General features: G+C 59.2%; 13 protein-coding genes. 7 read left to right on the forward strand and 6 right to left on the reverse strand.

Going from position 1 to position 19420, the window contains the following annotated elements; translation table 11 throughout:
- Positions 1-101 precede the first annotated feature (101 nt).
- From sufD to R84865_RS03365, 4 genes are all read right to left on the reverse strand, one after another.
- Entirely contained in the window at positions 102-1442 is a 1341-nt protein-coding gene (gene sufD / locus R84865_RS03350) for a Fe-S cluster assembly protein SufD (protein ID WP_435638825.1), read from the reverse strand.
- Entirely contained in the window at positions 1439-2197 is a 759-nt protein-coding gene (gene sufC / locus R84865_RS03355) for a Fe-S cluster assembly ATPase SufC (RefSeq protein WP_435633038.1), read from the reverse strand. The genes sufD and sufC overlap by 4 nt, the downstream gene beginning before the upstream one ends.
- A gap of 186 nt (positions 2198-2383) precedes the next feature.
- The gene (gene sufB, locus R84865_RS03360; RefSeq protein WP_435633039.1) at positions 2384-3829 is read right to left on the reverse strand and encodes a Fe-S cluster assembly protein SufB; all 1446 of its coding nucleotides are present in this window, start codon (positions 3827-3829) and stop codon (positions 2384-2386) included.
- A 103-nt stretch (positions 3830-3932) separates the two neighbouring features.
- A complete protein-coding gene (locus tag R84865_RS03365) occupies positions 3933-4424 on the reverse strand; it encodes an SUF system Fe-S cluster assembly regulator (protein ID WP_435633040.1) in 492 nt (163 codons plus the stop codon).
- A gap of 369 nt (positions 4425-4793) precedes the next feature.
- Between R84865_RS03365 and R84865_RS03370 the strand changes: the two genes are divergently transcribed.
- Positions 4794-5366, forward strand: a complete 573-nt coding sequence (locus R84865_RS03370) for a GNAT family N-acetyltransferase (protein ID WP_435636750.1) — start codon at positions 4794-4796, stop codon at positions 5364-5366.
- Between the two features lie 112 nt (positions 5367-5478).
- On the opposite strand, the gene R84865_RS03375 is transcribed toward R84865_RS03370, so the two are convergent.
- Positions 5479-6525, reverse strand: coding sequence for a YncE family protein (locus R84865_RS03375; protein ID WP_435638826.1), 1047 nt, complete (start codon positions 6523-6525; stop codon positions 5479-5481).
- 192 nt (positions 6526-6717) lie between these two features.
- On the reverse strand, positions 6718-8958 hold the full coding sequence (locus tag R84865_RS03380) for a TonB-dependent receptor (RefSeq protein WP_435638827.1): 2241 nt from the start codon (positions 8956-8958) through the stop codon (positions 6718-6720).
- Positions 8959-9317: 359 nt separating this feature from the next.
- Between R84865_RS03380 and R84865_RS03385 the strand changes: the two genes are divergently transcribed.
- From R84865_RS03385 to R84865_RS03410, 6 genes are all read left to right on the forward strand, one after another.
- A complete protein-coding gene (locus R84865_RS03385) occupies positions 9318-13265 on the forward strand; it encodes a non-ribosomal peptide synthetase (protein ID WP_435638828.1) in 3948 nt (1315 codons plus the stop codon).
- The gene (locus R84865_RS03390) at positions 13249-14022 is read left to right on the forward strand and encodes a hypothetical protein (RefSeq protein WP_435638829.1); all 774 of its coding nucleotides are present in this window, start codon (positions 13249-13251) and stop codon (positions 14020-14022) included. The genes R84865_RS03385 and R84865_RS03390 overlap by 17 nt, the downstream gene beginning before the upstream one ends.
- 163 nt (positions 14023-14185) lie before the next feature.
- Entirely contained in the window at positions 14186-15418 is a 1233-nt protein-coding gene (locus R84865_RS03395; protein ID WP_435638830.1) for an isochorismate synthase, read from the forward strand.
- Positions 15415-17088, forward strand: a complete 1674-nt coding sequence (locus R84865_RS03400) for a (2,3-dihydroxybenzoyl)adenylate synthase (RefSeq protein WP_435638831.1) — start codon at positions 15415-15417, stop codon at positions 17086-17088. Before R84865_RS03395 ends, R84865_RS03400 begins: the two co-directional genes overlap by 4 nt.
- A 72-nt stretch (positions 17089-17160) precedes the next feature.
- Complete coding sequence (locus tag R84865_RS03405; RefSeq protein WP_435636743.1) at positions 17161-18048, forward strand: isochorismatase family protein; 888 nt, start codon at positions 17161-17163, stop codon at positions 18046-18048.
- Positions 18045-18827 (forward strand): 2,3-dihydro-2,3-dihydroxybenzoate dehydrogenase, encoded by a 783-nt coding sequence (locus R84865_RS03410; RefSeq protein WP_435638832.1) that lies wholly within the window; start codon positions 18045-18047, stop codon positions 18825-18827. The genes R84865_RS03405 and R84865_RS03410 overlap by 4 nt, the downstream gene beginning before the upstream one ends.
- Positions 18828-19420: the final 593 nt, after the last annotated feature.

Below are 19420 nucleotides of genomic sequence, written 5' to 3' on the forward strand. Positions count from 1 at the left end.
GCACTTATTACCGTATCGCTGCGCCTTGAACATCGACGGCGGCACAGCGATCGCAAAACAAAAAGGGCGACACCATCAGTTGGTGCCGCCCTCGCCCGCTATCAGGCGGAGATATCGACCAGTCCTTCGAGATCGAAACGATCGGGCAGCATTCCTGCCACGCGCCGCTCAACCCGCTGAGCAACCGCTGCAATCGCGGTTGATTCAAGCACCTCACCGGCAAAGGCCAGCGTCAGCAGTGCACGGGCATGCTCATCGGCAATACCACGTGCGCGCAGCGAAAACACCGCGTCTTCATCAAGCTGCCCCGTGGAAGCACCATGCGAACACAGCACGTCATCGGCGTATATTTCGAGCTCCGGCTTGGTGTCTACCTCAGCGCGATCCGACAGCAACAGGTTGGCGTTGTTCTGATAACCGCGCACCTGCTGGGCATCCTGCTTGATATAGACACGACCGTTGAACACCCCACGACCGCGGTCGTTCAGAATGCCTTTGTAGTTCTCGTTGGAGAAGGTGCGCGCGACGTTGTGATTGACCACCGTATGGTTATCCACATGGCCGCGCCCTTTGACGAAGAACAGCCCGTGATACTCGGTCTGAGCACCTTCGCCGTTCAGCTCGGTGTCGATATCGTTGCGCACCAGACTACCGCCCAGCGTCAGGTTGTGCTGCTTGAACAGTGAGTCGCCAAGCTGCTCTACTTTCAGGTTGGCTACGTGCAGATCCTGATCACTGGCTTCATTAAGCTTGTAGTGATCGAACCGAGCACCGCGCGCCAGCGTGCCTTCGGTGACCAGATTGGTGAAGTTGGCAGCGCCCTCTTCGCCGACAAAGTGCTCCACCAGCGTGGCGGAAGCGTTATCGGCCAGTGACACCAGTACCCGTGGATGGCTCATCCACTGCTGATCGCCAGCGGTCGACGCGAACAGTACGTACACCGGCTTGTTAAGCTCAACGTTACGCGCAACATCAAGGTAAACACCTTCACCGGCAAACGCTTGGTTGAGCGCGGTAAACGGGCCTGCGTTGGCTGCCAGTTGACTGCCAAACTGCTGCGGTAGCTCATCACGCTGCGATAGCGGACTCAGCGTCACGCCTTCGGGCAGACCGTCCAGCGATGAGCGCTCGGCATCGAATACGCCGTCAACAAACACCAACCGATACGCATCGATATCCAGTTGACTGTCGTCGAGGTTTGCTGAGTGCAGCGAGCTGGCCAGCGCAAAGTTTGCCTTGCCAATCGCGCGCACATCGGTGTACTTCCACGCTTCTTCACGGATGCTCGGAAGCCCGTGAGCAGAGAACAGGTCGAAGCCGTGTTGGCGCAGTTCAGTCAATCCAGCGCTGGTCTGAGCCTTGAATGCCGTATCAAAGTGACCGAGCGCCGCATTGGTCGCTGCGCCTTGTGGGGCATCGCGACGAATAGCGGTATCACTCATGCTTCAGCCTCCTCGGTCACCCAATCGTAACCGCGTTTTTCAAGCTCGAGCGCCAGATTGGCATCGCCGGAATGGGCAATCCGACCGTCGATCAGTACGTGCACGTGATCGGGAGTAATGTAGTCGAGCAGGCGCTGGTAGTGCGTCACAATCATGATCGAGCGATCTTCGCTACGCAGCGAGTTAACGCCTTTGGCGACGATTTTCATTGCGTCGATATCAAGCCCTGAGTCGATTTCATCGAGCAGCGCCAGCTTCGGCTCGAGCACCAGCATTTGCAGGATTTCGTTACGCTTTTTCTCGCCGCCAGAGAAGCCTTCGTTCACCGCGCGCTGCAAGAAGGCGCTGTCCATCTTCATGAAGGCGCTCTTCTCCTTGATCAGCTTCATGAATTCAGGTGCTGGAATCTCGCCTTTACCTTCGGCTTCGCGCTTGGCGTTAAGCGCTGCGCGCAGCAGATAGATATTCTTCACACCGGGAATTTCGACCGGATACTGGAAGCCCATCAGAATGCCCGCCTGAGCGCGCTCTTCGACTTCCATCTCGAGCAGATCCTGGCCTTCGTAAGTGATCGAACCGGAGGTCACTTCGTAACCATCCTTGCCTGCGATCACCGCCGACAGCGTCGACTTACCCGCACCGTTGGGCCCCATGATGGCGTGCACTTCGCCTTTGGGAATGGTCAGGTTCAGCCCTTTAAGGATGGGCTTGTCTTCATCTTCAATCGAAACGTGCAGATCCTTGATCTCGAGCATGGTGTGCAACCTTTGACTGCGAACTTCAGCGCCTCACGGCGCTGTATGAATCGTGAGAGTACCCGGCGCTTGCCGAGCGTGAACATAAATCGGGCCGTTATCAGCGGTGCTATCGGTTAGAGCGCCATCGCGCATCGGCACCCCGCTATGGCGCCCCGCCTGACACGGCCACCTGTCGCTATGTTACTAGCCGACCGAACCTTCCAGCGTCACGTTCAGCAACGCCTCGGCCTCGACCGCAAATTCCATCGGCAGCTCCTGGAAGACATCCTTACAGAAGCCGTTAACGATCATGCTAACCGCGTCTTCCTCGCTCATACCTCGCGAGCGGCAGTAAAACAGCTGATCGTCGGCAATTTTCGAAGTCGTGGCTTCGTGCTCGACGGTCGCTTTGGAGTTACCGATTTCCTGATACGGGAAGGTGTGAGCGCCGCAGCGATCACCGATCAGCAGCGAATCACACTGGGTATAGTTACGTGCGCCGAGCGCGCGCGGCGTGATCTTGACCAGGCCACGATAGGACTGATCGGACTTACCGGCTGAAATGGTTTTGGCAATGATGGTCGAACGGGTGTTCTTGCCAAGATGCAGCATCTTGGTGCCGGTATCGGCCTGCTGGTAGCCGGTGGTAACGGCCACCGAGTAGAACTCGCCCTGCGAATCGTCACCGGTAAGGATGCAGGAAGGATATTTCCAGGTAATCGCAGAACCTGTCTCGACCTGCGTCCAACTGATGCGCGAGCGATCACCACGGCAGTCACCGCGTTTGGTCACGAAGTTATAGATGCCGCCCTTGCCGTTTTCATCACCGGGATACCAGTTCTGTACCGTGGAGTACTTGATATAGGCGTCGTCCAGCGCTACCAGTTCAACCACTGCGGCGTGAAGCTGGTTCTCGTCGCGCTGCGGGGCGGTACAGCCTTCCAAATAGGAGACCGTCGCGCCTGATTCACAGACAATCAGGGTACGTTCAAACTGACCAGTGTTGGCCGCGTTGATGCGGAAGTAGGTCGACAGCTCCATCGGGCAGGTGACATTTTCCGGCACGAAGACGAAGGAGCCATCGGTAAATACCGCAGCATTCAAGGCAGCAAAATAGTTGTCGCCCTTGGGCACTACGGTGCCCAAATAGCGCTGAATCAGCTCGGGATAGTCGCGAATGGCTTCGCTAATGGAACAGAAGATCACGCCTGCTTCGGCGAGTTGCTCCTTGAAAGTAGTAGCAACCGACACCGAGTCGAATACCGCATCTACCGCCACCCCAGCCAGCGCGGCACGCTCGTGCAGCGGAATACCCAGCTTTTCGTAGGTTTCGAGCAGCTTGGGATCGACTTCGTCGAGGCTTTGCGGACCGTCGGTTTTCTTCTTTGGGGCGCTGTAGTAGGAGATCGCCTGATAATCGATTTTGGGGTAGTGAACATGCGCCCACTCGGGCTCTTTCATGGTCAGCCACTGATGATAGGCATCGAGGCGCCATTCGAGCATCCACTCAGGCTCACCCTTCTTTTGCGAGATGAATTTTATCTTCTCTTCATCCAGCCCGGGTGCCAGCGTCTCACTCTCGATATCGGTAAAGAAGCCCTGCTTGTACTCGCGCTGCTCAACGAGCTTCTCCATCTCTTCAGTTGCCATTTCCATCTCCCCTGCGAGCACTTAACTGCGGCTCGGTAATGCAAAATTCGGTGATCACGGTCGTTTTACGTTGGTCCACTGACCGCACGAAGCGTCGTACCGGTCAGGAGTCGGCATCACTGACCAGCAGCGACTCCCGCGAAAATGTATTTGGCGAAGGTGCCAGCGCGCGGGCCGGCATGATCTGCAGCGGCTCGCGCTGTGCCAAATGGGCCAAGGTAATGCTGTCGAGCATCTGGCTCATGGCCAGCGACACACGCTGCCAGTTATCGGCCACCCCGCACAACGCCGCCAGTTCGCAGTCGTGGTCAGAGTGACTGCAGGCGGTCATCGCTACCGGCCCTTCAATGGCAGCGATGATATCGCTCACGCGGATCTGCTCGGCGCTGCGTGCCAGCAAATAACCGCCCTGCACGCCGCGCCGCGATTCGACGAGCCCGGCCTTATGCAACAGCTTGAGCGTTTTACTGACGGTCGGACGCGGAAGCCCCACCTCTTCAGCCAGCTCGGGAGCAGCCTGCGGCCGTTGCGGCTGACGCGCAATTTGCGCCAGCACCACTGCTGCGTAATCGCTGAGTTTCGACAGTTTCAGCATCGAATCTCCCTTTTGCCCCCGATGGCGAACATGGCTGACCTTTAATTGCGGACTATTTTAGTCCTGATTAACCTCGCTGTGAAGCTATCAGCGACATCAATCGCGCTTATAATCAAATAGCAGCACGTTTGACGACAATCGAACACAAATGAGATTTTCTTTCATTTGAAAAAACAGGTTAACACGCCCGCTTCTGTGCGATTTTCAAGACCACCATTAAGCTGATTTTCAGGATAAATTCGGCACGCGAACGGCTCGCAGCGGCGAGAGGCTTTTCCGCAGAGCTTCCGTTTGCGTTGAAAGGTTTGCACTTCGCCCATTTTCAGCACCTAATGTCACGTCGCCTTCTGTGCACAGGAGCCTCGCTACGTGACACTTCCCTATGCCTATTCGCTTAGCACTGCGCGCCTGCTGCTGCGTCCGCTCGAACGCGCCGATGCAGCACAAATCCAGCAGCGCTTCCCGCACTGGGAAGTAGTGAAATATCTTAACCACAAGGTGCCGTGGCCCTACCCTGACAACGGTGCGCGCGACTTTATCGAACAGACGATCGAGCCTGAAGTGAATGCACATTCAATGTGGGCGTGGTCGATGCGCGAGAAGCATGCCCCTGACACCTTGATCGGCGTGATTACGCTCACTCTCTCGGCGACCGAGAATCGCGGACTATGGGTGGCGCCGCAGTGGCAAGGCAAGGGGTATGCAACCGAGGCCTGCGACGCCGTTACCGAATTCTGGTTTACGACGCTAAAGCAACCGCGCCTGATCACCCGCAAATGCAGTGCTAACCTGGCGTCGCGCAAGCTTTCGCAGCACCACGGCATGCGCTTGGTCGAGCAAACGCTGGCGGACTACGTGAGCGGGCCTCAGCAGCCCACCGATATTTGGGCGATCAGCTGCGAAGAGTGGCAGGCGTGGCGCGGCAACAGCGTTACGCCATAGCGCAGGGCCAAGGCCGCACGCCTATGGGCCTCCAGTGAGCGTGACGCGGCCGACGCCACCGCCAAAAAAATCCCGACCAGTTGGTCGGGATTTTTTGTCTCAAGCGCTTGAGTTACAGCGCAATTCGCGCGATTTCGTCGGGCTTGGCTGTTGTCCATTCCCCATCGGGAGTGCTCGGCTTCTGCAACTCCTGCTTGATGGTCACGAATACCGCACCGTGTTGCTCATCGACCGTCAGGCTGTTGGGGTTGGCGCCCAGCATAAAGGTGTTCAGCACTTTGCCCGACGCAGGGTCGAGTTCGGTCACGCTGCCCGCTTCGCGATTGGTGACCAGCAGTACCTTGCCCTGCTTGGCAAAGCTCAATGCCAGCGCGCCCTTGCCGCTGTGCAAGCGTTTGAGCTGCTCGCCTGATTTGGCATTCAGCACCACCACATCACCACTCTGCTGATCGGTCACGTAGAGGTTGCCTGCGGCGTCGAGCGCTAGATTGGTCGGCTTTTCCGCATCAGCGCTGAAGCTCTTCAGCTTGCGGAAACTGCTGGTATCAATCACGTCGATGCGACCATCGAAGTTGGAGGTATAGGCACGCTGATGTTGCGGATCCAGCGCCAGCCCTGCCGTCCATTTGCCCAGGTCGTTGATCGTTTTCAGCAGTTGCATGTTGCGTGTATCGATCACGTAGAGCTTACCGGGCGCGGCCACCGCAGTGACGTAGAGCCGCTGGCGGGTGCTGTCGAAACGCAGCGTGCGCGGATGAACGGGATAGTACTTCTCACCCGCTTTTTTGCTCGCCAATTGACGCACGCCCTCAACCTTGCCGGTATCCAGCGACAGCTTGCTGACCCGCGCATCCATGGTGTTACCGATAAACAGCTCACCGCGTTGATCATCAAGCGCCAGCGAAAACGCCTTGAACGGCACCTTATACGCAGCTTTTTGGGCGAGCGTAGCGGGATCGAGCGCGAACACTACGCCACCCTTGCCATCACCAAATTGCTGCGCTGCTGCCACGTAAAGGGTATTACGCTTGGCGCTGTAGGTGGTTTCGTAGAGCCCTCTGGCGAGCGCCTTTTTATCGATGCTGGCACTGCTTGCCTGCTGTTGAGCGGGCGACGGCTCGGCATTGGACGCCTGCGCTACTGCATAGGTAGATGCCATGCCGAGTACCAGGGCTGCTCCGAGGGCTGCCGCGCGTGAACTTCCTTTCGAGAATATGCGGGTCATAAGTGGTTCTCTATCGAGTGACAGGGTCAACAGCATTCGCAGCCGTCGAGAAGGTCGTGCATTATTCACGTGGGCCAAGCGCGCCGGGCAGCCTATATCGCTACGCAGAGCGCGCCAGGCCTTTCATCAAAGATCAAACGAGGCCGACAACCGCAGCGTGCGCGGCGTGCCCATGGTGACGTAGCCGCTCTGATTAGCCGCATCCCAGTAACCATTATTGGTCAGGTTATCGACGTTGGCGCGCAGCGTCACCGGCGTGCCCGACAGCGACGCCTGATAGCGCAGCCCGGCATCCAGCCGTGTCCAAGGACGCAGGCGATAGCGGTTGCCGTCATCGGCAAACTGCGAGCCTGAACGAATCACATCGCTAGTCAGCGCCAAACCATTCACGCCCGGCACCTCCCAGCTATTGCTAAGCGTGGCGTAGTACTTAGGCACCCCTATGGGATCATTGCCATCGTGGTCGTTAGTGCCTTTCAGGTCAGCATTCATATAAGTAACGCCGCCCATGATATGCCAGCCATCGACCGGCTCGCCGAAGCCGCTAAGCTCGAGCCCTTTGACGGTCTTCTTGCCATCCAACCCGTAGCTGGTGCCATTTCCCGAGGCGTTGGGCTGCTCGATGCGAAATGCGCTGAGCGCCCCGCCCACCTTCTCGTAATCCAGCTTGATGCCGGTCTCATACTGCTTGGAGCGTACGATGCCCAGCGTTTGTCCGGCATTGGGATAAGGAACGCCGCTGCCATTTTTCAGCGGCACTTGAGGGCCCGCCTGCAGCGACTGAATATAGTTGGCATACAGCGATAGATGTTCGGTTGGCTGATACACCACCCCGTACATGGGGGTATAGCCGTTGTCGTTGAAATCAGACGTGGGCGTACCACTAAGATCCCAGTTACGCACCGTCAGTTGCTGATAGCGTACGCCCGCCGTTAGCTTCAGCTGATCGTCGAACAATGATGCCGTGTCGGAAAGCGATATGCCGTTGGCACGCGTACGCGAGGCCAGGCTGGGGTCACCGGTCGGCGCAGGGTGGTTTAGCGCTACATCAGAGGGCGCATGAATATTGTTGTTCGCGCCTGAGCCAACGCTACCGAAGGTATAGGCGTTATAGCTGCGCGACACGGCACCCGAGAAGCCGAGGTTCACTGCATGAGCGACCGCGCCGGTATCGAAATGACCGCGTACGCCGGTTTGATAGGTGAAGTGCTTCTCATCGTGATGGGTGTCCATCGGCATGCCGAAGGTGGCATCACCATTGGAATTAACGACCGAAGGCACGCCCGCCCGACTGAATTCGTGTGCTTTGCTGAAACCGAAGCCGGCATAGCCCGTCCAGTTATCGCTGAAGTCGTACTCGCCACGCCACATGCCGTAGGTCGATTCGAGCCGCGAATAGTTCCAGTCGGGCGTGTAGTTGGTGCGAGCAGAGGGCGCAGTGGGCATCGCATCCAGCCCCTGCCCCAGGTAAATACCGCCGCGATTGCCTTTCAACGTGTCACGCTCGTAGCCAACATCGATGGAGCTGCGCAAGCGGCTACCGCGGTAATCAAGCCCCAGGGTGTAGGCTTTATTGCGATTATCATCATCGCCGTTAATCGGCGTGTCGCCGGTACCATGCATGGCGTTAAGGCGCACGCCCCACTCTTTGTCATCGCCAAAGCGTCTGCCGGCATCAATCGCTGCATAGCGATAATCGTCGGTGTTGTAGCCCACCGTCGTTCTAAATAGCGGCGTATCTTCCGCGCGCTTCGGCTCGATGTTCACCGAGCCGCCTACGCCGCTGCCGCTTGGCGACACACCGTTAAGAAACGCACTGGCACCCTTGAACACTTCGACGCGCTCAGCGCCAATCGGATTGACCAATTGGCGAGGCAGCAAGCCGTACAGTCCGCCATAGGAAACGTCATCTCCGGTCAGTTCGAAGCCGCGAATATGGAACGTTTGCGAATTGTTACCGTACCCGCTGCCGATCTGTACCCCCGGATCACCGCGCAACGCGGCGCCCAGCGTGTGCGCCTGCTTGTCTTCCACCCGTTTGGCGGTGTAAGACACAATATTAAACGGTACGTCGAAGGCATCTTGCTCCCCCAGCACGCCCAGCCGACCACCGGTAGCAATTTGCCCATTGGAGCCATCGTGTACCGGCACCGGCTGATCACCGCCCGCCACAAATCCCTTGGCGGTAACGACCACCGTATCCATCGCCGTTGCCGGGCCTTGATCGGCAGCGCTTGCGGACGCGTCGCTCTGCTGCGCTAACGCCAGCGGCGACCCCACCATGAGCGCACAGCCCGCTGACCAACCACTGATGCGCCGCCAAGCAGCCCTCGCCCGCTTGGACGGCTGCCGTATATCTTCCTGCATGATGACTCCGAAACAAGATCAACCTTATTCTCACGCGATCTTGGCTCGCTTGCCGAACACCGCGTGATGCTGCGAAAGGAACCACGATTACTGCTGATGGGCGCTGCCCCATCAGACCACTCAGGGAGCGAGACGCCAGCCACGACCGTAGCTTGGACACAATGTCGCACCCGCTAGTAGTGAATGAGAATTTATATCATCTTTATCAAAACTGAAGGCAGTATCTCACAGATGACAATGTGAATCGATCGCAAAAAGGGCGTACACTGCGCCCCCACGTGATTCAATGGGACGGCAAAACGTAACGAGTCGATGCTTCGTTAGGCCAACGCCGTCTATCGCACAGGGAACTTTCTAGCGTGTTTCATCAAGCCTCCAACGCCGCATCCCCGAATAGCTCGACACAGCGGCAGCTCAGCCTTAGCAACAGTCAACATGGTGTCTGGTACGGCTCGCTTTGGAGCGGCGATCAGCGCGTCTATACCACCGGTCAAGCGCTGGAAATCAACGGCCCTATCAATGCATCGCTGCTGCAACGTGCCATCGACCTGACGCTGGCTGAAGTTGCGGTACTACGCGCGCGCTTTGATAGCAATGAACAGCAGCGACCGCGCCAGTATCTCGATAGCTTCGCGCCTCCCACGCTTGAACACCTTGATGTGCGTCAGCAGCCTCAGCCGCGTGACGCGGCGTGGCAGTGGATGCAGCAACGACTTGCCCGAGAGGTCGCAGCGGCAGCATCTCCGCTCGCTGAAACCGCGCTGCTGCAGCTCGGTGATCAGCACTGGGTGTGGTATCTAAGCACGCACCATCTACAGTTCGATGCGTATGCGTACACGTTGGTACAACAACGCCTGGCCGAGCACTATCAAGCATTACAGCAAGGCACGACTGCCCGCCCCTGCTGGTTTGGTGAGCCACAGCAGGTTATCGACGACGAGCAGCATTACGCTGACAGCAGTGCGCGACAGCGTGATCGTGAGTTCTGGCACCAGCGTCTAGCCGAACAATCGCCCGCCACCTCCTTGGCGGGACGCTTCGCCCGCGCCGCCGCTGCCCCGCTGCGCCACTTCATGATGCTTTCCAGCCCCCAACAGCAAGCCTTAGACACCCGCGCGGAACAGCTTGGGGTGGCGGTACCCGAACTGCTGTTAGCGTTGGTGCTCAGCTATCTTCAGCGCATGAATGGTGACACCCCTGCCACGGTGGCGCTGCCGATGATGGGGCGTCTGAATAAGGCTGCGCTCACCACGCCGCTATCGGTGGTGAATATGCTGCCGTTCAGCATCGCAGCGAGCAGCGACGCAACGCTTGGTGAGTGGGCACAGCAGGTAAAACGCGAACTGAAAGCAGTGCGTCGCCATCAGCGCTATCGCCACGAATGGCTGGCCAGCGAGCTCAACCGCATGCCGGGAGAAAATCCGCTGTTTGGCATGCAAGTGAACATCTTGCCATTCGCCCACAGCCGCCTGTTTGCCAACTGCACCACTAGCACTCACCACCTTGCGCCCGGCCCGGTGGACGACATGACGCTCAGCCTCTATTTAGGGGGCGATAGCGAAACGCTGGGAATTATGCTGGAGAGCAATCCGCGCTTGTACAGCGACAGTGAGACCCACGCACACCTGCAGCGTTTACGCCACTGGTTCGAGCAGTTAAGCCGCGATGGCGACCTTCCGATTGCCGCACAACCGCTGGCATTACCCGCTGAACTCGAGCGCATTGCGCAGTGGAACGCCACCGACCATCCGGTCGAAGAGACCGATCTCGCCACGCTATTTGAGCGTCAGGTCGCAGCAACCCCCAACGCCATCGCGTTGATTGCGGAACAGCAGCAGCTCGATTACCGCACCTTGAATGCCCGCGCGCAGCGGTTAGCGGCCTTGATCAGCCAGCGGCTCGCTACCGCTGACGCCCCCCGCATTGTTGGGGTGGCGCTGCCGCGATCATTGGAGCTCGAAATTGCGCTGCTGGCGATCCATAAAAGTGGCGCCGCCTATATGCCGCTGCCGCTCGATCAACCCAGCGGGCGCTGGCAGAAAATGGCTCAGCGTGCCAACGCCGCGCTGCTGATCAGCGACCGCGAGCATTTCGACCAACTACCCGCTGACTTCGCCGCACTGGATATCGACGCTGTCGCTGACCAGATCACTGCGCCCAGCGCACTGGATGATCAGCTGCTTCCTGAGCGTTCGCCCAACGACGCGGCCTACGTGCTGTTTACCTCGGGTTCGACCGGTGAGCCCAAAGGCGTGCTGGTCGAGCATCGCGCCATCGTTAACCGCATCCAGTGGATGCAGGCGGCCTATCCCATCGCCGCAGGCGACCGCGTGCTGCAAAAAACCCCGATAGGTTTCGACGTGTCGGTGTGGGAGCTGTTCTGGCCCGTTATCAGCGGTGCCACGCTGGTAATGGCACGCCCAGACGGGCACCGCGACCCCCACTATCTGGCCACCCTGATACGCGATCAGCGCATTTCGACACTGCACTTCGTGCCTTCGATGCTGAACGCCTTCCTCGATGAGCTAGCGCTAACGCCGCTTGAAATGCCTGCGCTACGGCAGCTGTTTGCCAGCGGCGAAGCGCTCAAGGTCGATACCATTCGGCGCGCGCAGCGACTGTTAGGCCCGCAGGTGGCGCTACATAACCTTTATGGCCCCACCGAAGCCGCGGTAGATGTGACAGCGTGGCACTGCGCCGAACTGAATCAGCGCCCCAGCGCGCCGATCGGACGCCCGATCTGGAACACCTACATCGAAATCCTGGATGCTCAGCAGCAGCGGGTGCCGATTGGTTGTGTGGGTGAGCTCTACATTGGCGGGCGCAATCTCGCGCGTGGCTACGTTGGGCGCGACGATTTAACCGCCGAGCGCTTTATCACCGCACTGGAGGGCCAGCGCCTTTATCGCAGCGGTGATCTGGCGAAGTGGAACGAACAAGGCGAGATCGAATACCTCGGTCGTATTGATCATCAGGTCAAGCTGCGCGGTCAGCGCATCGAGCTGGGCGAAATCGAAGCCTTGCTGGAGCAGCAAGCCGACGTCGCACAGGCGGTGGTGCTGGTCATCGATGATCGTCTGGTGGCCTACGTGGTGGGTAGCGCCTCGCTTAACGATGATTGGCAGACCTCTCTGCAAGCGCAACTGCGCCATTGGCTGCCCGATTACATGGTGCCGCAGCTATGGATCGCCCTCGATGCCCTGCCCACTACCAGCAATGGCAAACTCGATAAACGCGCCCTGCCAGCGCCACCGGCAGTATCAAGCGCTACCCGCGCTGCGTCGAATGCGGCTGAGCGCACGCTGTGCCAGCTGTTTGCCGAAGCGCTGGGGCGCGATGAATACGGCGTCGACGACGACTTCTTTGCCAGCGGCGGTCATTCGCTGGCGGCGGTTCAGCTAGCGCTGGCGATTCGCCGCACTACCGGAGAGGAGGCCAGTATCGCCACGGTATTCGCGGCCCCTACCCCTGCGCGCATGGCCGTTGAGCTGGCGCGCACTCAGCGCGAGGGAGCGCTGGACACGCTGCTGCCGCTGCGCCGGGCTCAACATCCGAATACTCCGCCGCTGTTCTGCTTTCATCCCGCGGGTGGTCTTGCCTGGTGCTATGCGGGGCTATCCCAATCAGTGGCGGATGACAGCGAGATCATTGGGGTGCAAGCGGATGGCTTGAGCGCCGCTAGCACGTTACCCGCCACGCTGGACGAGATGGCGCAGCGCTATGTCGCGGCAATCCGTGAACGTCAGCCGCATGGCCCCTATCGACTGCTGGGTTGGTCGCTGGGCGGCATGGTGGCCCATAGCGTGGCGGCAATATTGCAAAACGAAGGCGAACAGATTGACCTGCTCGCCCTGATGGATGCTTACCCCAGCGAGGTGTGGCGTGGTCTGATGCCGCCCGACGAGCAGCAAGCGCTGGTTGCGCTGCTGCGCATTGCTGGGGTGAACTTGCCGGCCGACCAACCGCTCAATCGCGCGACGGTAGTGGCGCTGCTTGAACAGGAGCAGCACGCCATGGCAACGCTTCCGCCCGAAACCCTCGACCGACTGGTCGACGTGGTGATCAACTCAAGCCGCTTGGTGCGTAATGCCGAGCACCGCACCTTCAATGGCGACCTGCTGTTTTTCAACGCCGCCGAGCCGCGCGACATGCCGGGGCTCACCAGTACACGCTGGCAACCGTGGGTGAATGGCACCATTAAGCGCATCGATCTTGCCACCGATCATCCCGGCATGGTGTCGCCGGCCATGCTGCAACAGATCGGTGCTCATCTAAGCCGCTGGCAGGCCCATGACGATCACGCTTGACACCATCGCGCAGCACATCAGCGGCTGGTTCGATGATAGCCAGCTGATTGGGCTGGGCGAGGCACACCATACGCCGGTAGTCATGCGTACCCTGGGCAGTCTGATTACCCAGGGAGCGCTGGGTGATCAGTGTCGTGATCTAGTGGTGGAATTCGGCGCCCAGCGGCATCAGTCGCTGGTCGATGACTATCTGGCTGGTGCCTCCATGAGCGCTGCGCAATTGACTGTGCTGTGGCGCCAATCGGCCTACGGCACCCTATGGGCGCATCCGGTGTACGCCGCGCTATTGCGCAGACTGCGCGCCTACAATATGGCCGTCCCAGCGCATCAGCGCGTGCGCGTGTGGCTGGCCGAACCTGATCATCGCGCTGGCGAAACGCAAAATCCGCTAGCGCGCAGCACCGCCTTCGCGGAGCTGATTCAGCAGCAACTGCTCGATAAGGGCCGCCGCGCAGTGCTGCTGTTCGGCATGCGCCATCTGGCCCTCACGCCCATCAATCAGCGCCCAACGCTGGCGTGGCAACTGCGCCGGAGCGGCGCAACCCTGCGCACGCTGTGGCCCGAGCTACCACCACGCTGTGCGCCGTTCCGCCACAGTGCTACCCAGCTTCGTTTGATCGATTTCAAAACGCCGCGCTATGCAGGCGTGGCGCGCACGCCGGTCGCGCCATGGCGCGGCGACGCGCAGCCACTCAGTCAGCTGTGTAACGGATTGCTGCGCATTCCTGGGGCCTACCGCCCTCACCGAATCCCCTGACAACAACCGCTGGCTGATATGCCACAAGCTGCGATGTGTGAAAACACCGTGGCAGTATCGCGACTAATTAGAAGATGAGAATGATTAACGATGCTTTTTCCGGTACCATTTCATCCAAAACATATTAGGGCCCTTACGATTTACGGCCTTAGGAATACCTTCAATGACTGACCTTTCGCTACAGCAGCCCATCGAGAGCACCGCTGCCAACAATCTGCTGGAGCAGTATTCGCCCAGCGACTTCTTCTTCAATTCACCCACGCGTGCAATGCGTGCATTCGACTGGCGTGCAAGCCGCAGTGTACTGGGCAGCGATGTCGAACAGATGTTACAGGCGCTGTTAACAGAAGGTACCGCAAGCGGCCAGAAGGCGCCCATTGTGGTCGGCGTGCTGCCGTTTGCCGATGATCGTCGCGGCTGCCTGATGCTGCCGGGACAACTGCACAGCATGGCACCAATTGGCCAGTGGGCCTCACGCCAGCCTGAACCATCGCTTGATCTTGAGGCTATTCAGGCCACGCCAGTGCCTGACCACCATGGCTACTGCAACAACGTATCGACCGCACTGGAGGAATTTCGCCAAGGTCGTCTCAGCAAACTGGTGCTGGCGCGCACGCTGAAGGTCACGACACGCGAAAGTGTACCCATTACGCCGGTGCTTCGACGCCTGATGAAGCGCAATCCCGACGCCTATGTATTTGCCACCCCAACCTCGCCCGAGGGCGGCAGCGTCTTTTTGGGTGCCAGCCCCGAGCTGATCGTACGCCGTACCGGCCGCCATATCAGCGTCAATCCGCTGGCTGGCTCGACCGCACGACATGCCAATGCCGAAGACGACCAAGCCGCCGCTGCAGCGCTGTTGCGCTCACCGAAAGACCTCTACGAACACGCCTTTGTGGTCAAGGACATCGTGCGTTTGCTGACGCCCTTATGCAGTGAGTTGAACGTGCCCGACGGCCCTGAGTTGTTAAGCACCAACAAGCTATGGCACTTGTCTACCCGCATTGAGGGAGAACTCGCCGACCCCGCGACCACCTCGTTGGCCGTAGCCCGCGCGCTGCATCCGACCCCTGCGGTGTGTGGTGTTCCCACCCAGGATGCCTTCGCTGCGATTCGCCGCTGGGAAGGCTTCGAGCGTGAGCTATTCAGTGGCATGGTGGGCTGGTGCGATGCCAACGGCGATGGCGAATGGGCGCTATCGCTGCGCTGTGCGCTGGCCAGCGACAACGAACTGGTGCTGTACGCGGGAGCAGGCACCGTAGAAGGCTCTAACCCAGACGCTGAGTTCACTGAAACCGGCACCAAGCTTGGCACCATGCTGGCGGCCTTCGGCCTCGATGACCGACTGGGGCAACTTCATCACTCCACTTCCTTGTCCTCCGAGAAAGAATCATGAGCACTTCTTCACAGCCGCTATCGCTTACCCCTGATGACAGCGTGGATGCCCTTTGTCCCGACTGGCCCAGTGACTTCATTGAGCGCTACCAGGCACAAGGGCTGTGGACGAACGATACCTTTACGTCTTTGTTGACGGATCAAGCGCAGCGCATCGGTGAACGCACTGCGGTGATTGATGGCGAACGCGAGTACAGCTATCGCGAGCTTAACGACCTCGCCCTGCGTGCCGCGTATGGCCTGACGCAGTTGGGCATCCAACGCGGTGATCGCGTGGTGCTACAACTGCCTAATCGCGTCGAGTTCATTATCGCGGCCTTCGGACTGTTCCGCATCGGTGCGCTGCCCATCTATACGCTGCCTGCACACCGTCGTCAGGAGTTGGAACACTTCTGCCGGTTTGCAGGCGCGCGCGCGATCATCACCGTCGACCAATTCGACCGTTTCAGCCATCGCGAGCTGGCACGCAGCGTTCAACAGGCGGTGCCCAGCGTTGAGCACCTAGTCATTTGCGGCGACGCTGATGGCCTTGTCAGCTTCGATTCGCTGCTGAAGAAAGCTCCTATCGATGAGCAACTCCCGACACAGCCCAAGGCACGCGACATGGCATTTTTCCAGCTCTCCGGCGGTACTACTGGGGTATCGAAGCTGATTCCGCGCCGTCACGACAGCTACATTTGCAGCCTGCGTGGCAGTAACGATGTCTGCCGCATTAACGAGCACACCCGCCTGCTGATTGCGTTGCCGATTGCGCACAACTTCCCAATGAGCTCGCCCGGCTTTCTCGGTGTGATGCTGGCCGGTGGCAGTATCGTGCTGGCCCCCTCGCCCAGCGCCGATGTGTGCTTCGAGCTGATTGCCCGCCATCGCGTTACCATGACCTCAGCGGTGCCGCCATTGGCATTGGCATGGCTACAGGCCGCCGAGCGCTTGGGCACCGAGCAGCTCGACTCGCTAACGCTGCTGCAAGTGGGCGGTGCCAAGCTGGTCAGCTCGGCTGCCAAGCGTATCCGTCCGGTATTGGGCTGCCAACTGCAGCAGGTATTTGGTATGGCGGAAGGCTTGGTCAATTACACGCGGCTCGACGATAGCGAAGAGATTATTACCCATACCCAGGGCCGCCCGATGTACCCAGAAGCCGATGAGGTGCTGATCGTCGATCAACACTTCAAGCCGCTACCGGCCGGCCAGCCGGGCCAGCTGATTACTCGCGGCCCCTATACCATTCGTGGCTATTTCAACGCGCCCGAGGTAAATGCCAACACCTTCACTTCAGACGGCTTCTACTGCACTGGCGACATCGCGGTGCTCACCGAAAATGGCGACATCGTGGTCGAAGGTCGTGAGAAGGACCAAATCAACCGCGGCGGTGAAAAGATCTCGATGGACGAGGTCGAAAATGCGCTGTTGGCACATCCCGGCATTTACGATGCTGCGGTAGTGGGCATTCCCGATGAATATCTCGGCGAGCGAGCAGTGGCTTTCGTAGTGCCTAAACAGGGCGAGACGCTGAAGAAGTTCGAGCTATCGAAGTTCCTGCGTGAACACATCGCCGCCTATAAGGTGCCTGATCGCTTCGAGCTGATCGATGCCTTCCCGCAAAGCGGCGTCGGCAAGGTAAGCCGTAAGGTGCTGCGCGAAATTTTGAAAGACCAGCTCGATAACGCCTGACGTTAGCCTGCCCGGCACGGTGAGCTGCCGGGCAGCTTTTCAACGATTTTTCATTCCGATCAAGAGAACGCCATGAGTATTCCCGCTATTACCCCCTATCCCATGCCCGGTCACGACCAGCAGCCAGAGAACCGCGTTAATTGGCAGCTGGATCCCCAGCGCGCGGTGCTGCTGGTGCATGACATGCAGGAGTACTTCCTCAATAAATACTTTCAGGATCAGGCGCCTATTCCGGCGCTGAAAAATCACATTGCTCAGCTGCTTTCAGTAGCACGCGCACAGGGTATTCCGGTGTTCTACACCGCACAGCCCACCGATCAACCCGATGAAGATCGCGCGCTGCTTAACGATATGTGGGGGCCCGGCATTCCAGCCCACCCCGAGCAGTATCCGATTGTTGCCGAGCTAGCGCCGCAGGAACAGGAAACCGTGCTGACCAAATGGCGCTACAGCGCTTTCCAGCGCTCCGACTTCCGTGAGCAGCTGCGTCAGCTCGGCCGTGATCAGTTGGTGATTACCGGTGTTTACGCGCACATTGGCTGCATGACCACGGCGCTGGACGCGTTTATGGAAGACGTGCAGCCCTTTTTGGTTAATGACGCGGTGGCCGATTTCTCCCTCGAAGAGCATCTGATGGCGTCGCGCTATGTGGCCAAACGCTGCGGTGTTAGCCTGAGCACCGCTACCGCCATTACCGCACTGGGTGGCCAACAGCAGCAGGATGTCGCAGGCTTCAGCGTGGCCGATCTCGATAAGGAGGTGGAACGCCTGCTGGAAGAACCGATCGATGAGCTGCCCAGCGATGAAAACGTGATGCTGCTCGGGATGGATTCGATTCGTCTGATGAGTCTCGCGGAGCGGCTGCGCAGCGCAGGCATTAATGCGAGCTTTGCTGATCTTGCCGAGCGTCCAACGCTGGACGAATGGCGAGCACTGGTGCGTGCCGGAGGTGTGCAGTGAGCGATCGCGAATTTGCCGGCAAGGTAGCGGTGGTAAGCGGTGCTGCACAAGGCATCGGTGCCGCTGTAGTACGTCGTCTGCTGGCCGCTGAAGCCCGCGTGGCGGCACTCGACGTCAAGCAGGAGCAGCTTGAGCAACTGGCACGCGAACTCAATGCCGGTGACCGACTGACCATTCACCGCGTCGATGTCGCTGATACTGCCGAAGTGAATCGCGCCATCGCCGATGCGGTGGCCCACCATGGCCCCATCGATTATCTGGCCAGCGTTGCTGGCGTACTGCAGATGGGACGCGTCGTCGATCTTACCGACGAACAGTGGCAGCACGCCCTATCCATCAACGCCGGCGGCCCCTTCCGCCTGGCCCGCGCGGTAGGCAAGCAGATGATCGAGCGGCGCAGCGGCAGCATTGTGGTCGTTAGCTCCAACGCCGCCGGCCCCGCCCGCTATGAAATGGGCGCGTACGCCGCCTCCAAAGCCGCCGCCACCAAAATGACCCAGGTACTGGGGCTTGAGCTCGCGGAATATGGCATTCGCGTCAATATCGTCTCCCCCGGCTCCACCGACACCGATATGCAGCGCGGCATGTGGGCCGATGAAAGCGGACGCGACAACGTAATTCGCGGCTCCCTCGACACCTACAAAGCCGGTATTCCGTTACGCAAGATCGCCACCCCCGACGACGTTGCCGACGCGATTGTGTTTTTGCTGTCGGAGCGCGCGGGACATATCACTATGCATGATTTGCGGGTGGATGGCGGAGCCACGTTTGATCAGTAGGTAGGCTTGGTGGGGGTTATCGGTGGGTGATTTGGGGCTTGTGCGGGTTTTCAGTGTTGGCGGCTTTACCGCGAGGCTGATTCTAGAGCCTGCGCAGCCTTTCACTGTTAGCGTCTTTTCAAACGTTATTTATTGATATTCGAAGGGGACCTTGCAGGCCCCCTTCACCCCCGCCTGCGTCAGGCGCGTCAGACCATCCACTTGCAAAACCGCGCTGCAAGCGGATGATTCCGCGCCTTCCTTATACGAAGTTTGCTGTGTTGGTGGGTTAGCCGGTGGCTGATTCGGGAGCTTGCGTGGGATTTAATCGTAGGCGTCATTACCGAGTGGCTTATTCGTAATCCTGCGCAGGTTTTCAGTGTTGGCGGCTTTACCGCGAGGCTGATTCTAGAGCCTGCGCAGCTCTTCACTGTTAGCGTCTTTTCAAACGTTATTTATTGATATTCGAAGGGGACCTTGCAGGCCCCCTTCACCCCCGCTGTCGTCAGGCGCGTCAGACCATCCACTTGCAAAACCGCGCTGCAAGCGGATGATTCCGCGCCTTCCTTATACGAAGTTTGCTGTGTTGGTGGGTTAGCCGGTGGCTGATTCGG

The organism is Carnimonas bestiolae, from assembly GCF_051251145.1.
GTDB classification, from domain to species: domain Bacteria; phylum Pseudomonadota; class Gammaproteobacteria; order Pseudomonadales; family Halomonadaceae; genus Carnimonas; species Carnimonas bestiolae.

What these genes read in the sequence shown, in the direction of transcription:
- sufD (WP_435638825.1), bottom strand. Translation starts at nt 1,442, where the DNA reads ATGAGTGATACCGCTATTCGTCGCGATGCCCCACAAGGCGCAGCGACC.
- R84865_RS03400 (WP_435638831.1), top strand. Translation starts at nt 15,415, where the DNA reads ATGAGCACTTCTTCACAGCCGCTATCGCTTACCCCTGATGACAGCGTG.
- R84865_RS03380 (WP_435638827.1), bottom strand. Translation starts at nt 8,958, where the DNA reads ATGCAGGAAGATATACGGCAGCCGTCCAAGCGGGCGAGGGCTGCTTGG.
- R84865_RS03390 (WP_435638829.1), top strand. Translation starts at nt 13,249, where the DNA reads ATGACGATCACGCTTGACACCATCGCGCAGCACATCAGCGGCTGGTTC.
- sufB (WP_435633039.1), bottom strand. Translation starts at nt 3,829, where the DNA reads ATGGCAACTGAAGAGATGGAGAAGCTCGTTGAGCAGCGCGAGTACAAG.
- R84865_RS03375 (WP_435638826.1), bottom strand. Translation starts at nt 6,525, where the DNA reads ATGGCATCTACCTATGCAGTAGCGCAGGCGTCCAATGCCGAGCCGTCG.
- sufC (WP_435633038.1), bottom strand. Translation starts at nt 2,197, where the DNA reads ATGCTCGAGATCAAGGATCTGCACGTTTCGATTGAAGATGAAGACAAG.
- R84865_RS03365 (WP_435633040.1), bottom strand. Translation starts at nt 4,424, where the DNA reads ATGCTGAAACTGTCGAAACTCAGCGATTACGCAGCAGTGGTGCTGGCG.
- R84865_RS03395 (WP_435638830.1), top strand. Translation starts at nt 14,186, where the DNA reads ATGACTGACCTTTCGCTACAGCAGCCCATCGAGAGCACCGCTGCCAAC.
- R84865_RS03405 (WP_435636743.1), top strand. Translation starts at nt 17,161, where the DNA reads ATGAGTATTCCCGCTATTACCCCCTATCCCATGCCCGGTCACGACCAG.